Here is a 15,486-nt window from a genome sequence, read left to right on the forward strand (position 1 = left end):
TTAATTCCTATCTATTGTCCGACTGAGCTTACAATTTTGATTTGTCTTTCATCTGGTACTTCTTGATAAGACATCACACGAAGACCTGGGATCGTATGTTTGACAAATCTTGAAAGCACACTTCTTAGCATTCCTGAGGTAAGAAGGATGGATGGGTCACCTAGCATTTCTTGCGTTTGGTGCGCTTCTCTTAATGAAGTTTGAAGTCGCTCCGCAAGGCCTGGCTCAATTCCAGCCCCTTCATCACCTGCGTTCTGAAGTGACTGATGCAACATCTGTTCCAACTCAGGCGCCAATGTTATGACAGGGATTTCATCTGCACCACCAACGGCATCCTGAACGATGAGTCTGCGGAGTGAAATTCTCACAGCGGAGGTTAAAACATCAGGGTCTTGACTACGCGGACCATACTCAACAAGGGTCTGAACGATAGAGCGCATATCACGAATTGCAACTCCTTCATTCAGTAAGTTTTGTAGTACTTTTACAATCGTCGTCAGCGGAAGAATATCTGGTACTAAGCCTTCTACTAAGCGAGGGTGAGACTTAGCAAGTATATCGAGTAAGTTTTGAACTTCTTCATGCCCTAATAACAGCGAGGCATTATTTGTTAGTAATTGACTAATATGCGTTGCAACTACGGTTGCAGCATCTACAACCGTATAACCTAATGAATGCGCTTCATCTTTCTGCTCTGGCTTAATCCAAACCGCTTCTAAACCAAAAGCAGGATCTGTCGTTGCGACACCATTAATTGGTCCAAATACTTGACCTGGATTTATTGCAAGTTCATCACCATGCTTAAGCTCGCCATTACCTGACCCTACACCCATTAGAGTAATACGGTATTCATTTGGGTCTAATTCAAGGTTATCGCGAATATGTACAGGCGGAACCAAAAAACCCAGCTCTTGAGAAAGCTTCTTACGCACACCTTTAATGCGGCTTAACAATTCGCCACCTTGCGCCTGATCTACAAGTGGAATTAAACGATAGCCAACCTCTAAACCAATCACATCGACCGGCTGCACATCGTCCCAGCCCAGCTCTTTTTGATCTTGTTGTTTTGCAGCTACATCTCCACCTTTTGCTTCTTGCTGAGCCTGCTCTTCATCTGCTTTCGCTTTTTGTTGCTGCGTGTAATAGGCTAAATAACCAAGAAGCGCACCTAAACTTAAAAATGCAATATGTGGCATACCCGGTACTAGGCCCATCGTTATTAAAATACCTGCCGCAATATATAGAGACTTTTCATTACCCAGCTGACTCTTAAACTGATCTCCCATGTTATGAGATTCATTTTGACGAGTAACTACAATTGCTGTACCAATTGAAAGTAATAAAGAAGGGAGCTGAGCAACTAGACCGTCACCAATAGTAAGTAGCGTGTATACTTCCATGGCTCTTGAGAATGTTAAGTCGTGTTGGATCATGCCAACAAATAAACCACCAATGATATTGATGGCTAAGATTACAATACCTGCTATGGCATCGCCTTTTACGAACTTACTGGCACCATCCATTGAACCGTAAAAGTCCGCTTCACGTGTTACTTCGTCTCGGCGTTTACGTGCTTCATCCGCACTAATAAAGCCTGCATTCAAATCTGCATCGATAGCCATTTGTTTACCAGGCATAGCATCTAATGTGAAACGCGCAGATACTTCAGATATACGACCTGCACCCTTAGTGATTACCACAAAGTTAATGATAATCAGGATTAAGAAAACAACCAAACCAACAGCATAGTTACCACCAATAACCACTGAGCCAAATGCTTCAATCACCTTACCAGCAGCATCTCCACCATTGTGGCCTTCTAGTAATACAACACGGGTACTGGCTACATTCAGGGCTAAACGCATAATAGTGGCAATAAGCAGTACGGCTGGGAACATACCGAACTCGAGTGGTTTCATGGTGTAAACAGTGACCAGTAATACTACTAGTGCCAAAGCGATATTAAAGGAGAATAGGATGTCTAAAAGAAATGGAGGTAAAGGCAAAATTACCATACCCAAAGCCGCAAGAACTAATAATGGTGTTCCGACCCCTTTTGCATAGTCTTTTTTATTCTCATTAAGACCTTGTAAAACTGCTTTAAAATCCATAACTTAAAACTACAAAATATTGACACTGGTCTATCAATGCAATTAGTGAGCCAGAAAGGTCTCGTTTAATGCTTTACATCATCCGGAATTGGTAAGTTATTGCTGAGCTTTGTCGGCCTTCGACCACGACCTTTTTGAAAGCGTTTAAGCTGAAATACATAGGCTAGTACCTGTGCAACCGCTGTAAATAGCTTATCTGGGATTTGCTCTCCAACTTCAGTAGTGTGATAGAGCGAACGGGTTAAGATTGGAGATTCTAGAATTGGAACTTCATTGCCTTTCGCTATTTTTCTTATTTGCATAGCTAATTCATCGACACCTTTAGCCAACACTATTGGCGCACCTGCTTTTTCAGTATCATATTTCAATGCCACTGAATAGTGAGTCGGGTTTGTAACGACGACATCGGCATCTGGTACATCCTGCATCATACGCCTTTGTGACATCTCTCGCTGCGTTCGACGAATTCGAGCTTTTATTTGTGGGTCACCTTCAGAGTTTTTGTACTCATCTTTGACTTCTTGCAAAGTCATTTTCAATTGTTTGTGGTGATTATAACTTTGATAAGGCGCATCTATTGCTGAGATGATTATCATAGTGCAACAAAGTGCTAAAAACATCCAAGCTAATATCTCTAGAGCGTGAATAATCGAACTTGGGATCTGCTCTATGCTCAGATGTAAAATCTCATAAAAGAATATCTGAATTAGTAAAATAGCAAAGCCAGCCACTAAAACAAATTTCAATATTGACTTGACTAGCTCGATAGCGGCTTGAGGACCCAGCATACGCTTTATCCCCTTCATGGGAGACATTTTACTTGCTTTAGGGGCTGCGGCTTGCCAGCTAAAGTTAAACCCTCCTAGTAAAGTATTGCCAACAATTCCAGCAATCGAGATTATGAAAACAAACATCGCCAGAGGAAAAAATAGTTCTGAGAACATTTCCCCCCAAACGGAAAACATCTTTGTTGTATCATAAGTTTCATTGCGATTTAAGGTAAGTCCCCGGCCCATAATGTTAAACAAGCCTTTAGCGATTGCAGGGCCATAGAGTAAAAGTGCAATAGCTGAAAAAATCAGTACAAAAGCAGTGCCCAGCTCTTTTGAGCGGGCAACTTGACCTTTTTTTCTGGATTCACGGATCTTTTTGTCAGTAGGCTCTTCAGTCCTCTCTTGACCTGAATCTTCTGCCATAATTTACACCGTACACCCGATTAAATTACACAATAATTCTGTCATTTTAAGCCACTGGTATTCATACTGCACAATAAAGTTACCCAATGTAGCCCAAATAATCATTAAACCAGCAACAAGCGTAAAGGCAAAACCTACAGAGAAAATATTCATTTGCGGTGCCGCTCTAGTCATAATGCCGAAAGAAAGATTAATCACTAACATTGCAGTTAAAGGAGCAAGTGAAAGAGCTAATGCCGTTGCAAACATCCATCCCCCCCAATTAATTATTTGCCAGTAATTATCAACTGACCAGGTAAACTCACCGATAGGAATACTTTCAAAACTATAAAGTACCATCTGGATCATCATTAAATGACCATTAAAGACAAAGAACAAAAGAGTCGATAGTATCAAATAAAACTGACCTACAGCAGGAACGCTCAAGCCATTCGCAGGATCAACTACAGACGCAAACCCTAAACCAGTTTGCATTGCGAGTATCTGGCCTGCAACTATAAAAGTATTGAGCAACAACATCGAAGCAAAACCTATAGCGAATCCAATTATCATTTCCTCAATAACCACTAATACCATGGCAAAAGAAAATAAATTCGTAAATTGAGTTTTTGGTAGCATAGGCATTGCTGCAAATGTAATGACAACACAAAGTGCTAACTTAATACGAGTCGGAACACTTTTAGCTCCAAGGCCAGCCATGATCATCATCATGCTTGTGACTCTGACTAGGGGAAGAAGAAAGTCACTTAGCCACTGAATCACAATAGAAAATGTAAACTCCATTTTAACCTGCTATTTCAGGAATTTGCATTACCAAGCTTTGAAAATAGTCCATTAGCACTTGTGTAATCCAGTGCCCCCCGAATATTAAGGCTGTAATTGTGATAATTAGACGAGGCAAAAAACTTAGCGTTTGTTCATTAATCGAAGTCGCGGCCTGGAAAACGGCAACAACCAAGCCGATCAATAGGCCTGGTAACACTATTGCTGATACAAGTTTGATAACAATAAATAAAGAATTACTTAATATACCGACAAAAACTTCAGGTTCCATATCAGACTCCTAAGCCGAAGCTTCGCGCCAGTGTTCCCATGACTAACCCCCAGCCATCAACTAAGACAAATAGCATTATCTTAAACGGCAGTGCAACAATCATGGGCGATAACATCATCATACCCATGGCCATCAAGACACTAGCAACAACAAGATCTACTATCAAAAAAGGGATGAAAAACATAAACCCGATAATAAAAGCTGTTTGTAATTCACTCGTTACGAATGCCGGAATGATTACTACAAATGGCGTATCTTCTGGGCTATCTAACTTGTCATATCCCGCAATTTTTGCAAACGTTTCTAAATCTTTAATCCTCGTCTGTGACAGCATAAACGCTTTTATAGGCTCTTTCGCTTCTTGAAGCGCTTGAATTGAAGTCATTTGTTCATTCAAATAGGGCTGTACAGCCCTGTCATTTATTTGCGAAAAAATAGGTGCCATGATGAAGAATGTCATAAATAGTGACATGCCGAGTAATATTTGATTTGAAGGAGATTGTTGTAAACCTATCGCCTGCCTAAGTATGGCTAACACAACTATAATTCGAGTAAAAGACGTCATCATTATCACTGCGGCAGGAATAAAGCTCATCGCTGTCATAATAGCGAGAACTTGGAGTGTTACCGAGTATTCCTGTGAGCCATCAGGATTCGTTGTAACACTGAGCGCTTCAATCCCCTCAGCACCTGCAAAAGGAGAAATAAATAGCAACGCTGCCAGTAAAAAAAGTTTAGTCATCTGTATTGTTCTTCTTATTCGTTGGCATCATAAAGCGGCTTAGCTCTTTAGCAAAAACTGGGGCATTTTGCTCACTTAGAGGCGTTTCAAGCTGATAAAGATAATTGATATTTTGTGACGTTACGCCGAGCAAATGATGTTTCCCATCGAGCTCAATCACCATGAGTCGCTCTCTATTGCCAAGCGGAAAACTTCGCACGACCTTAAAATCTGGACTGCTACCTAGGTTTGGATTAAGTCTTTTCAACAAAATAGCCATACCTACAATTAAGCCTATCACTAATAAAAGCGATAGGCTCATAGATATTAAATCTTTACTCAAACCAAAATTACTAGACTCGGCAAACGCTGCACTTGAATAAAACGCCAAGCCCAACACTATTTTCTTCATCGTAACTTCTTAATTCTTTCAACTTGGCTAATGACATCAGTTAGACGAATACCAAACTTGTCGTTTACTACAACAACCTCACCATGCGCAATTAATGTACCATTAACTAATACATCTAAAGGCTCACCTGCAACTCGGTCTAACTCAACAACAGAGCCCTGGTTTAATTGCAGTAAATTACGGATGTTGATTTTTGAACGGCCAACTTCCATCGAAATGGTAACCGGAATATCTAAAATAGTATCAAGTTTTCTTTTTTCTTCTGCAGACAGGTTTTCTGATGAATCTTGTAACTCATCTAACTCCGCTACTTCAACATCACCACCTTGGTCCGCACCTTCAGCTTCTGCTAAAGCTGCCGCCCATTCGTCCATAGTATCTTGATCATCGCTCATAACTTAAACCTAATAGTTAACCTTACCAATCTAAATCTACACCCTCAGATAGGTGTAGATCTTCCTCTAACTCTGCAAGTTCAGCATCAGAGTCTAATTTTTTACCACCTTTGGTAAATACATGTAGCTCAGACTTAACAGACTCAGGGCGTTTAATTTTTTCACTTATTTGTAATGCAACATTATCTCTAGAGCGGCCCATCTTAGCTCTAAAGGTTGGTAAATCTTCAACAAATACCGTAATGTGCTCTGGCATTTCAACAGGTATTACATCGCCAGCTTTCAGGCTCATCACCTGTTCTAAACTTAAATCAACTTCTAACAGTTGAGTAGAAAGCTCAACTTCTACATCCATGATCTCATCTCTGAGCGCTTTACTCCATCGTAAATCAGTATCCTCAGTGTCTGACTGAACACCTGCATCTAGTAATTCACGAATAGGCTCTAACATTGAGTAAGGTAATGAGATATGGAAATCACCACCACCACCATCAAGTTCTATATGAAACGAGCTAATTACTACCACTTCTGTAGGGCTAACAATGTTTGCCATTGCAGGGTTAACTTCTGAATCTAAGTATTCAAAAGATACATCCATGACCGGAGCCCATGCCTCTTTGTAATCCTCAAAAATGATTTTAAGTAGCATTTGAACAATACGACGTTCGGTCGGTGTAAATTCTCGCCCTTCGATTTTGGCGTGATAACGACCATCACCACCAAAGAAGTTATCTACCAAAATAAAAACGAGCCTTGCTTCCATGGTAATTAGACCTGTGCCTTTAAGCGGTCTAAACCTCACCATGTTCAAGCTGGTTGGTACAAACAAGGTATGAATATACTCGCCAAACTTAAGCATTTGAACACCGTTAATCGACACTTCAGCTGTTCGGCGCATCATATTAAATAAGCTGATCCGCATATGACGGGCAAATCGTTCATTTACGATTTCCAAGGTCGGCATTCGACCACGAACGATTCGGTCTTGAGACGAGAAATCGTATTGTAAAGCACCAGAGGAGGATTCTAATTCCCCGTCTTCGACTTCATCTTCCTCAACTTCATCAACACCATGTAAGAGCGCATCAATTTCGTCTTGTGATAATAAATCGCTCACTCAGCCCTCACTACTGCATGACAAAGCCGGTAAATAATACCCGCTCTATAACTTTACTACCTTCAACAGCTTCCATCGCAGCTTGCACTTTATCTAAAGCAGTTAAACGAATAGTTTCTTTACCAGCTGACGTACTTAACTCATCGGCTGTTGTAGCTGAAAGTACACCTAGTAATGTGCTCTCAATTAATGGAATATGCTGTTTAGCTACTTCTTCATTAACATCACCACGCACAAGCAGTTGAACTTTTATTTGCACTACTCTGTCTCTACTTGCACCTGGTACATTAAAAATAAATGGTCGTGGCATAGCGACATATAATGCAGTGCCAAGTTCTGCACCTGATGACTCTGAGACCTTTTCTTCTGCGACGGTTTCTTCTGCTAACGTTTCAGCTTGCTCTTCATCACCTGAGAGAAACAAAAATGCCCCTACACCACCAAGTATTAGAATGACAGCTGCTGCAATAATGATGATAAGCTTCTTTTTACCACCACCAGACTCTTCTATTTCTAAATCAGTTTCTTCAGCCATTGCTGCCCTTTACTTTTGTAATTTACGCTTCTTCATTTAATAGTAGCAGCTGTTAGGCGTAGTAATCTATGCCAGAGTCACTACTCGAAGAATTTGTTCTTGTTTGCTGGCTATTTTGCGCTTGTGATTCAGGATTATCAAGCTTTGAATTGGCAAGTTCTTGAGCTTCATCAGTACTTTGCTCAGAACTTGAGCCCGAATCTTGTTGAATATTGCTCTCACCTAACTCGATACCTTGCTCTGCAAGCATTTCCTTAAGTTTCGGCATAGATTGCTCTAGTGCTTCTTTTGCTTGTTGATTTTGTACTACAAAATTAACTTGTGCTTGTTCAGCTTCGCTACGAATACGGATTTGCATACTGCCAAGTTCTGGTGGATCTAAACGAATTTCAGCTTCTTTATTATTAATATTCAGCATCGCATTCACTTTCTCTTGCAGTGCTTTTACAGCATCATTTTTTTGTAAATTGAGTACCTGCCCTTGCATTTGCTCTCCACCCATTCGTTGCGTACTTGATATACTTTGCTGGGTTTGAGCCGTTTGTAGAGCTGTATCAAACTGTTTAGCGCTTTGCATGATATCTTGCTCATGCGTGAACTGTGTATTACTTTGCTGAGGAAGTGCGGTAATCGACTTAAAGATATTCTCAGCTTGAGGACTCAAAGCAGCTTTTCGGGTTGTACCACCTTGCTGTTCTTTTATAAGTGGCATAACGTCCACTTTATCAACAACATCTGTAGTCTCTAATTTAGTTTGCTCAACGGTAGCTTGGGCCGTTTCTGATAAACTTTGCGCGGTTACCTTGGTACTGTTATAGCTAGGCATTCCTGTTGATGGATTAGCTTGATTTGCTGAGTTTGTCATAAAATTGACAGCTCTTTCACCTGGCTTTTTACTGTCAGGGTGACTTCCGTCAACCTGTTTAAGCACACTCAATGCTTCTTCAGCACGCTTTTGCTGAATGTCATTCAAAGAACCATCATCAACTGCTTGCTGCAAAGACTGCTGAAGCGCAGTTTTTTGTTCTGCTGGTAGTGCTTTAATTTGCTGATCAATATTTCGAGTTTGAGGTTCATTAGGGCTGTTAATGGCTGCGCCTTTATCTAGCAACCTAGATTCAGAAGAAAGTGATACTTTTTCATTTGTTTGAAGATCTACAGTTCTCGGGGGACGAGTTCCAGACTCACTTTTTAGTATATCTGCTGATACTTTATTTAATTCTTGCTTACCTTCTTTAGCTTGAATGTCATCACCAAATTCAGGACCTACCTGCTGTAAAGGCGTTTTAATTTCTACTTTGCCTGATTGTTCTAGTTTGGATACAGTGTTTAGTTGTTGATCTTGTTTTAAATCAGTTTTACTACCAGAAACCATCTGCTCTGACGATACATTGGGCACCTCTAGTGCATCTTGTTCAGGTATTGTTTTTTGAGACCTCTGCGCATTCAATTCATCTAGTTTCGCTGTTACTTTCTCAGTTACTTGCTTATTTTGCTCAAGCGGCGTTAATCCTAATTTTTCAATCAGTTTAGGTTCTTTGGTATCTGCTGACAATTTATCAGCGCCGTCCAAATCTGGCGGAGCAATCTCATCAACTTTTTTATCCACAAGGGTTGAAAGCTTATTATCTTCAGATTGAAACTGTGACAGTACACCTTTCAAAGCTTTTGGTACGGGGGCTAAATGCTGCTTTACTTCAGTACTTTGAGAGGAAGATGCTTGGATCTGTGCCAATAAATCGTTGGTAACTCTCGCTGCAGAATTTTGGTCTGTATTTTTCTGCTCGACTGGCTGAGTCGGTAACTGACTCATATCAAGTTTTAATGGTGTATCAAGTGCGCCAGGTACTTTTTTGGGAATTAAAGAGTCATCTAACTTAAGCGCATCATCTAACTGTTCATTGACAGCTTTAGATTTTGAGTCGTCTTCTTGTGGTTGGTGAAGATTACCACCTATCTGCTGTTCAGGTTGCGTTTTTACTTGCCCGCCCTGCTCTAGGTTTTTTTTATCCGTTTGAGCAAAACCGTCAAGTTGATTTAATTCTGCGTTAGTTTGCTGCTGCGAGTTGCTTTCTGAGTTATGACTACCTGTTTGGAATTGAGTTACTTTAACTTGGGCACTTGTATCTAGAGTTTCATCCGTACTTTTTGAAGCGTCAAGGTCAGGTTTGTTGTTTACTGAAGAATTATTAGGTTGGTGAAGGTTACCACCAATTTGCTGTTCCGGTTTATGCGTAAGCTCGTTTAAATTTTTCGCTTCAGGTGCATCACTCTCTCTATCATTCGGCTGATGAAGGTTTCCACCAATTTGCTGCTCCGGTGATTGCTCCTGCGTACCTTCTAACTTTTCGTATTTGGTATTATCTCTTGCAGCTTGCTCAGCACGCTCTAGCTCTGAAAAAAACGCATTTTTATCTGCCTGCTCTTTATCACTAGCAAATCGCGCTTTTTCAGCTTGGCTCAATTTTAGATCCACTTCTAAATTTAAATTAAGCATATCTACACCTTTTCAGAGCGGCAATCGTAAGCCGCATTAATCTTCGATTCTTTACTTTGTAAAATAAAAGCAATAATTGCGCCAAGCTAATTAGCTACACGACGCATAAAAATATTGGTGGCAAATTCATCTAACATTTTTTGCTCTGCTTTATTCTCTTTTATCTGTTTTTCAACAGCTTTTTTCTCTATTAATTTTGCGATAGCTTTCGTCTTCGCTTGTTGCGCCAACCATAGTTTACGTCTCTGCTCTTCAACTTGTTTCGCGGTCCTCACCGTCGTTGCTTGTTGCGAAATTGCATCTTCAATTTTATTAATAAAAGAATTGTACTGTTTTATACTTTCACAACTCATACCCTGTTTGGCCTTGCTATGAAGCTGTTGGCTATATTCAAGCCGAAAGTCATTAAGCCCTTGTAACTTTTGCTGATTACTTGCAAAGTTTTGTTGCGCTTGGACATAATTTATCCGCAACTTTTCTTCTTTATCTGTTTCAAGCTTTAAAAGCAGATCTAACTTACTCTTTGCCATTAACCTTGTCCTAGTAGTTGCGCTAACCCTTGCAAGCATTCATCGTAATTCAAGACATCTTTCATACCTTGCTGCAGGAAGCCATTTACTTGAGGCATCATATTAATTGCCTGATCTAACATAGGGTCGCTTCCCTGTTGATATGCTCCTAGCGTGATCATATCTTTGTTTTGTTGATACATGGAGTAGACTTGTTTGAGTACCCTTGCTTGTTGCATATGCGGCTCTGAAACCACTTGAGGCATGACGCGGCTGATAGACTTTTCAATATCTATAGCCGGGTAGTGGCCACTGTCTGCTAAATCTCGCGATAGAACAATATGCCCGTCTAAGATCGCTCGAGCCGAATCTGCAATAGGATCTTGCATATCGTCCCCTTCACTTAATACTGTAAAGAAAGCAGTTATTGAGCCTTGCCCTTCACCTCCATTACCGGCTCGCTCCACCAGCGCAGGAAGTTTTGCAAACACAGAAGGTGGGTAACCTCTCGTTGCTGGCGGTTCGCCAACAGCAAGTGCAATTTCACGTTGCGCCATGGCATATCGAGTCACAGAGTCCAATAATAGAAGCACGTTCAGTCCCTGATCTCTGAAATACTCTGCAATTGTGACTGCACTTTCACACCCTTTTAGACGCATTAACGGGGAAGCATCTGCTGGGGCTGCGACAACCACTGAGCGACGTCGTCCTTCGGGCCCTAAAATTTCGTCAATAAATTCTTTAACTTCTCGTCCTCGCTCTCCAACAAGGCCTACAACAATGACATCTGCCTCACTACCACGAGTCATCATGCCAAGTAAAACTGATTTACCCACACCACTGCCCGCAAATAATCCCATACGCTGACCTTGCCCAACGGTAATGATCGAGTTAATTGCGCGCACACCCACATCCATAGGTTGGCTGATTGGGCGTCTCGCCAGTGGGTTGATGGGATCTTGAGCAAACTTAAGATAGTGCTCTGCTTCAATAGCACCTAAACCATCTAATGGTCTTCCAAGGCCATCTACTACCCTGCCTAATAAACACATACCAACAGGCAGGCCTGATTCATTTAATTGAGGAATAACGCGTGCGCCAGGAAGCACACCAGAGATATGATCATTGGGCATCAAGTACAGAGTATCACCGTTGAACCCTATTACTTCGGCATCAACAAAACCCCTAATGGTCTCGATTTTACATTGACTGCCAACAGGTGCACTCAAACCTCGCGCTTCGAGGGTTAACCCCACCACGCGAGTCAAGCTGCCTGCAACGGGCGTAGCAAATGGCTTAATGTGTTTTTGATAGCGTGTTAAACGCTCAGCTAAAGGGCTTTCGACACTCATGCATGATAATTTCTGGTATTAGATACCACTATCATGCAAAAACTTCTCCATAATTTCGTTTAATCGTGTTTTAAGTGTCATATCTATTGAAGATTGCGCCGTTTTTACTTCACAACCCCCTCTATCTAAAGTCGGCTCTGGTACTAATAACCAGTGTTGTTGCTTAATATGCTCTGCACCATAGGCATCTTCAACCAAGGCTAAATCTTCTGGGTGTAAATGAATTTTAACCGCTTGCTCTATCATAGGAAGTGCGTCTATGGCTTTTTTTAATGACACTAAAATCAGCTCTGGATTTGTTTGCAGCTCTTTGAACACCACTTGCTCTGCCAATAATTTGGCGAGGTGCACAAGCTGCTTTTCAACAGCTTCGTCAACTTTTTTTAGTGGTTGTGCCATACTATCAACCAAGCTGTTCAAGGTTTGTAGTTTTTCATCAACAAGTGGCTTAGCATCATTAATCCCTTGCTCTTTCCCTATTTCTATTCCTTCTTTGTAACCCACTTCCTTTCCATCGTTCACCCCTTTTTCAAAGCCTTCTATATAACCTTGTTCGTGCCCTTGTTTAATACCTTCTTCATAAGCATCTTGTCTTATCTGCTCTAATTCTTCGAGTGTTAACGTAGGGAACTCTTCTGGCTCTTGCGTTTCTGGTTCATCTTCATGAGTATGTTGCTTTTGATAAACTTGCTCGAGAGGTTGGCCAAACGCTGTTGAACGTCCAGAAAACTGAGTTGGATCCTCACTTACATCTGGGATTGGCCAGCTTTTCAATAACTCATCAATGGCATCACCCTCAACCGGCCTGCCTTTATAAAACTTTTTATCACTCATCGATTACAAGAACTCTTCACCGCCACCGCCACCCAGCATAATCTCACCTGAATCTGCAAGACGACGAGCTGTAGATAAGATTTCTTTTTGTGCGGCTTCTACTTCACTGATCCGCACTGGTGGCATTGCTTCAAGGTCATCCGCCATCATCTCAGCTGCACGTTTAGACATATTAGCTAAGATCTTGTCTTTCAGTGCATCGTCCGTACCTTTAATTGCTTTCATCAATACATCTTGTTGTACTTCACGCAGAATAGCTTGAATGCCGCGATCCTCTACATCCATTAAGTTCTCAAATACAAACATAAGATCTTGAATTTGTTGTGACATCTCTTCGTCATGCTCACGGATTGAATCCATTAACTGACCTTCAACATTGGTGTCTAGGTAGTTCATGATATCTGCAGCCGCTTTTAAGCCGCCCATTTTCGCAGCCTGCGCACCAGCTTGACCTGCGAATTGTTTCTCCATGATCTCATTAAGCTCTTGTAGTGCGGCTGGCTGAACTTCTTCTAAGTTCGCAATACGCATAGTCAAATCTAGGCGGACTTTTTCAGGGAATTGCGACAAAATTTCGGCTGATTGCTCAGGCTCTAAGTAACTTAATACAATGGTTTGGATTTGCGGGTGTTCATTACGAATAATATTGGCAACTTGCTTTGAGTCCATCCATTTCAATGAGTCTAGACCTTTCGCTCCAGAACCCATGACAATTTGGTCAATTAGGCTTGCCGCTTTATCTTCACCTAATGCTGCAGTAAGTGCTTTCTTAATGAAGTCTTCAGATTGGAAACCAATCGTACTAAAGCTTTGTATTTGCTCAATAAACAGGTTGTGAACTGCACTGATCTTAGCTTGTGAAAGGTCGTCTAAGGCTGCCATAGCCATACCAACCTTTTGCACTTGCTTTGGCTCAAGATGCTTTAAAATTTGTGCAGCATCTTCTTCTGTTAAGCTCAGTAATAAGATAGCGGCTTTATCAACCCCATCGAGTTTCTCAACATCAAAAGCTGCTGGGAGCTGTTTTTGTTCTTCTTCGTTACTCATCTTCAGTTAACCACGCTTTCACAACTTGTGATGATAATTCTGGTTCATTGGCTACAAGCGCTCTTACTGCTTTCAGTAAGTCTTCGTCGCCATGTAAGTCTGGTAATTGTAAAGTACCATCTGATGAGAAGCCAACTGCTGATGAATCAAACTCATTGTTCAGCATATCTAACGTGCTATCACCTAAGTCTACGCCGGTTGTTAACGCGTCTTCATCAAAGTCCTCTAATGTGTCATCTGGGTCAATTAGGCGTTTCAGCATCGGACGAACAACCGCCAGTATAAGCACAATAATAACCAAGGCACCAAGCGCAAGACGGATTGTTTTCATAAACCAATCTTGTTCCCACAGCGGCAGATCAGCTTGCTCAATGATATCTTCACGTACAAATGGGACAGTTACAACTTCTAACGCATCACCACGTTGCATGTCAAAACCCACACCACCTTGAAGTAGACGACGAATATTCATCAACTCCTCTTGGCTACGAGGTGCCATTGTCATATTGCCTTCTTCATCTGCTTTTGGCAGATAATCTACTGCCACTGAAACGCTGATGCGACGAATCACGCCTGTTTGCTGACGCTTGTGGCTGATAGTTGTATCTAATTCATAGTTACGAGTGGCTTCTTTTTGTGAACGAGAAGGCGATGAACCTTGACCATTAGCGCCTCCCGCAATTTCTGGAATATTTGAATTTACTGGTGGTTGATTTGATAACGCACCAGGAATTCCTGCGGTAATACCTCCGATGTTACTTTCTTCAAAAGTGGTTTCGCTTCGTACAGCAGGTAAGTCAGGGTTATAGCGTTTTTGTGTTTCTTCAACTGCGCTAAAGTCCATGGTTAGGTCTACTTGCGCGGTGTACTTACCTAAGCCCACAACAGGAATAAGGATGCTATCAATCTTTTCTAAATATTCTTGTTCACGCTTGCGCTCAATTTCATATTCTTTACGCGAGCGTGCAGCCAGTGAGTCCTGCGAACCTGAATTTAACAGACGACCATTTTGATCTGTTACTGTTACACGTGCGGGTTCTAAACCTTGCACAGCTGAAGCAACGATATCTACAATCGAATCAACTTCTTCACCGCCAAGCGTTCTACCACGCTTTAAAGTAATAACCACGGTAGCCGAAGGCTTCTTCTCGCGACGGGCAAATACATTTTCTTTAGGTATAGCTAAGAGTACTTTGGCACGGTTAATATCTTGCAGCTCTTCAATGGTACGAGCTAATTGCTGTTCTCGACTATGCTTGAGGCGCTCACGCTCTAGGCGCTGACTCACACCAAAGCCCATGTCTTGCATTAATATATCTGTGCCAGAGCTAGGCGCTTGCGTGAAACCATCGCGAGCCATTTGTAGTTTTATGGTTTGGTAATCGGTTTCTGCAACCATAATAGTGTTGCCGTCAAGCTCATATTCAATTTTCTGCGCATCAAGAAAATCTAGAGTTTGCACTAGCTCTTCGGTTGGATACTGGCCCAGTGGGCGCATATCAGGTTGGCGCGCCCAAATGATAATCGCGATTGCAATGGCCAAACAAATAGCTAAAGCAATAATAATAGTCACCTGGCGAAGCATATCAACGCCACTTAATGCGCTTAAATATCCCGACTTTTGCTCTTGCTGCTCTTCAGAGCCAGCGCCAGCAGTGCCATCGGTTAAAGTCAGATCGGTTGATTGATTCGTTGCCACGGTGCTA

General features: G+C 41.6%; 15 protein-coding genes. All 15 read right to left on the bottom strand.

What is annotated here, in order from left to right; genetic code table 11:
• Positions 1-11 precede the first annotated feature (11 nt).
• The 15 genes from flhA to fliF all read right to left on the bottom strand — a co-directional run bounded on the left by flhA (position 12) and on the right by fliF (position 15,479).
• The gene (gene flhA, locus CWB72_RS01060) at positions 12-2,111 is read right to left on the bottom strand and encodes a flagellar biosynthesis protein FlhA (protein WP_138628599.1); all 2,100 of its coding nucleotides are present in this window, start codon (positions 2,109-2,111) and stop codon (positions 12-14) included.
• A 65-nt stretch (positions 2,112-2,176) separates the two neighbouring features.
• A complete protein-coding gene (flhB, locus tag CWB72_RS01065) occupies positions 2,177-3,307 on the bottom strand; it encodes a flagellar biosynthesis protein FlhB (RefSeq protein ID WP_138566498.1) in 1,131 nt (376 codons plus the stop codon).
• Between the two features lie 3 nt (positions 3,308-3,310).
• Positions 3,311-4,090 (bottom strand): flagellar biosynthetic protein FliR, encoded by a 780-nt coding sequence (gene fliR, locus CWB72_RS01070; protein WP_138628601.1) that lies wholly within the window; start codon positions 4,088-4,090, stop codon positions 3,311-3,313.
• 1 nt (position 4,091) lies between these two features.
• Positions 4,092-4,361: a flagellar biosynthesis protein FliQ gene (gene fliQ / locus CWB72_RS01075; protein WP_130255662.1), complete on the bottom strand. Its 270-nt coding sequence runs from the start codon at positions 4,359-4,361 to the stop codon at positions 4,092-4,094.
• A gap of 1 nt (position 4,362) precedes the next feature.
• Positions 4,363-5,103, bottom strand: coding sequence for a flagellar type III secretion system pore protein FliP (gene fliP, locus CWB72_RS01080; protein ID WP_138628603.1), 741 nt, complete (start codon positions 5,101-5,103; stop codon positions 4,363-4,365).
• Complete coding sequence (gene fliO, locus CWB72_RS01085; RefSeq protein ID WP_130255664.1) at positions 5,096-5,494, bottom strand: flagellar biosynthetic protein FliO; 399 nt, start codon at positions 5,492-5,494, stop codon at positions 5,096-5,098. Before fliO ends, fliP begins: the two co-directional genes overlap by 8 nt.
• Positions 5,491-5,889 carry a flagellar motor switch protein FliN gene (gene fliN / locus CWB72_RS01090; protein ID WP_130255665.1) on the bottom strand — a complete coding sequence of 133 codons (399 nt, stop codon included), beginning with the start codon at positions 5,887-5,889 and terminating at the stop codon, positions 5,491-5,493. The genes fliO and fliN overlap by 4 nt, the downstream gene beginning before the upstream one ends.
• A gap of 22 nt (positions 5,890-5,911) precedes the next feature.
• Positions 5,912-7,006 carry a flagellar motor switch protein FliM gene (gene fliM / locus CWB72_RS01095; protein ID WP_138628605.1) on the bottom strand — a complete coding sequence of 365 codons (1,095 nt, stop codon included), beginning with the start codon at positions 7,004-7,006 and terminating at the stop codon, positions 5,912-5,914.
• 10 nt (positions 7,007-7,016) lie between these two features.
• Positions 7,017-7,541: a flagellar basal body-associated protein FliL gene (fliL, locus tag CWB72_RS01100; RefSeq protein ID WP_138566503.1), complete on the bottom strand. Its 525-nt coding sequence runs from the start codon at positions 7,539-7,541 to the stop codon at positions 7,017-7,019.
• A gap of 52 nt (positions 7,542-7,593) precedes the next feature.
• Positions 7,594-10,038 carry a flagellar hook-length control protein FliK gene (locus CWB72_RS01105; RefSeq protein ID WP_138628607.1) on the bottom strand — a complete coding sequence of 815 codons (2,445 nt, stop codon included), beginning with the start codon at positions 10,036-10,038 and terminating at the stop codon, positions 7,594-7,596.
• An 86-nt stretch (positions 10,039-10,124) separates the two neighbouring features.
• Positions 10,125-10,568, bottom strand: a complete 444-nt coding sequence (gene fliJ, locus CWB72_RS01110; RefSeq protein WP_130256117.1) for a flagellar export protein FliJ — start codon at positions 10,566-10,568, stop codon at positions 10,125-10,127.
• Complete coding sequence (gene fliI / locus CWB72_RS01115; protein WP_138628609.1) at positions 10,568-11,899, bottom strand: flagellar protein export ATPase FliI; 1,332 nt, start codon at positions 11,897-11,899, stop codon at positions 10,568-10,570. The genes fliJ and fliI overlap by 1 nt, the downstream gene beginning before the upstream one ends.
• Positions 11,900-11,917: 18 nt before the next feature.
• Entirely contained in the window at positions 11,918-12,733 is an 816-nt protein-coding gene (gene fliH / locus CWB72_RS01120; RefSeq protein WP_138628611.1) for a flagellar assembly protein FliH, read from the bottom strand.
• 3 nt (positions 12,734-12,736) lie between these two features.
• Positions 12,737-13,780, bottom strand: a complete 1,044-nt coding sequence (gene fliG, locus CWB72_RS01125; protein ID WP_058029196.1) for a flagellar motor switch protein FliG — start codon at positions 13,778-13,780, stop codon at positions 12,737-12,739.
• Entirely contained in the window at positions 13,773-15,479 is a 1,707-nt protein-coding gene (gene fliF / locus CWB72_RS01130; protein ID WP_138628613.1) for a flagellar basal-body MS-ring/collar protein FliF, read from the bottom strand. Before fliF ends, fliG begins: the two co-directional genes overlap by 8 nt.
• Positions 15,480-15,486: the final 7 nt, after the last annotated feature.

The sequence above is a fragment of the Pseudoalteromonas phenolica genome, from assembly GCF_005886345.1.
Lineage (GTDB): Bacteria > Pseudomonadota > Gammaproteobacteria > Enterobacterales > Alteromonadaceae > Pseudoalteromonas > Pseudoalteromonas phenolica_A.

What these genes read in the sequence shown, in the direction of transcription:
- flhA (WP_138628599.1), bottom strand. Translation starts at nt 2,111, where the DNA reads ATGGATTTTAAAGCAGTTTTACAAGGTCTTAATGAGAATAAAAAAGAC.
- flhB (WP_138566498.1), bottom strand. Translation starts at nt 3,307, where the DNA reads ATGGCAGAAGATTCAGGTCAAGAGAGGACTGAAGAGCCTACTGACAAA.
- fliR (WP_138628601.1), bottom strand. Translation starts at nt 4,090, where the DNA reads ATGGAGTTTACATTTTCTATTGTGATTCAGTGGCTAAGTGACTTTCTT.
- fliQ (WP_130255662.1), bottom strand. Translation starts at nt 4,361, where the DNA reads ATGGAACCTGAAGTTTTTGTCGGTATATTAAGTAATTCTTTATTTATT.
- fliP (WP_138628603.1), bottom strand. Translation starts at nt 5,103, where the DNA reads ATGACTAAACTTTTTTTACTGGCAGCGTTGCTATTTATTTCTCCTTTT.
- fliO (WP_130255664.1), bottom strand. Translation starts at nt 5,494, where the DNA reads ATGAAGAAAATAGTGTTGGGCTTGGCGTTTTATTCAAGTGCAGCGTTT.
- fliN (WP_130255665.1), bottom strand. Translation starts at nt 5,889, where the DNA reads ATGAGCGATGATCAAGATACTATGGACGAATGGGCGGCAGCTTTAGCA.
- fliL (WP_138566503.1), bottom strand. Translation starts at nt 7,541, where the DNA reads ATGGCTGAAGAAACTGATTTAGAAATAGAAGAGTCTGGTGGTGGTAAA.
- CWB72_RS01105 (WP_138628607.1), bottom strand. Translation starts at nt 10,038, where the DNA reads ATGCTTAATTTAAATTTAGAAGTGGATCTAAAATTGAGCCAAGCTGAA.
- fliJ (WP_130256117.1), bottom strand. Translation starts at nt 10,568, where the DNA reads ATGGCAAAGAGTAAGTTAGATCTGCTTTTAAAGCTTGAAACAGATAAA.
- fliI (WP_138628609.1), bottom strand. Translation starts at nt 11,899, where the DNA reads ATGAGTGTCGAAAGCCCTTTAGCTGAGCGTTTAACACGCTATCAAAAA.
- fliH (WP_138628611.1), bottom strand. Translation starts at nt 12,733, where the DNA reads ATGAGTGATAAAAAGTTTTATAAAGGCAGGCCGGTTGAGGGTGATGCC.
- fliG (WP_058029196.1), bottom strand. Translation starts at nt 13,780, where the DNA reads ATGAGTAACGAAGAAGAACAAAAACAGCTCCCAGCAGCTTTTGATGTT.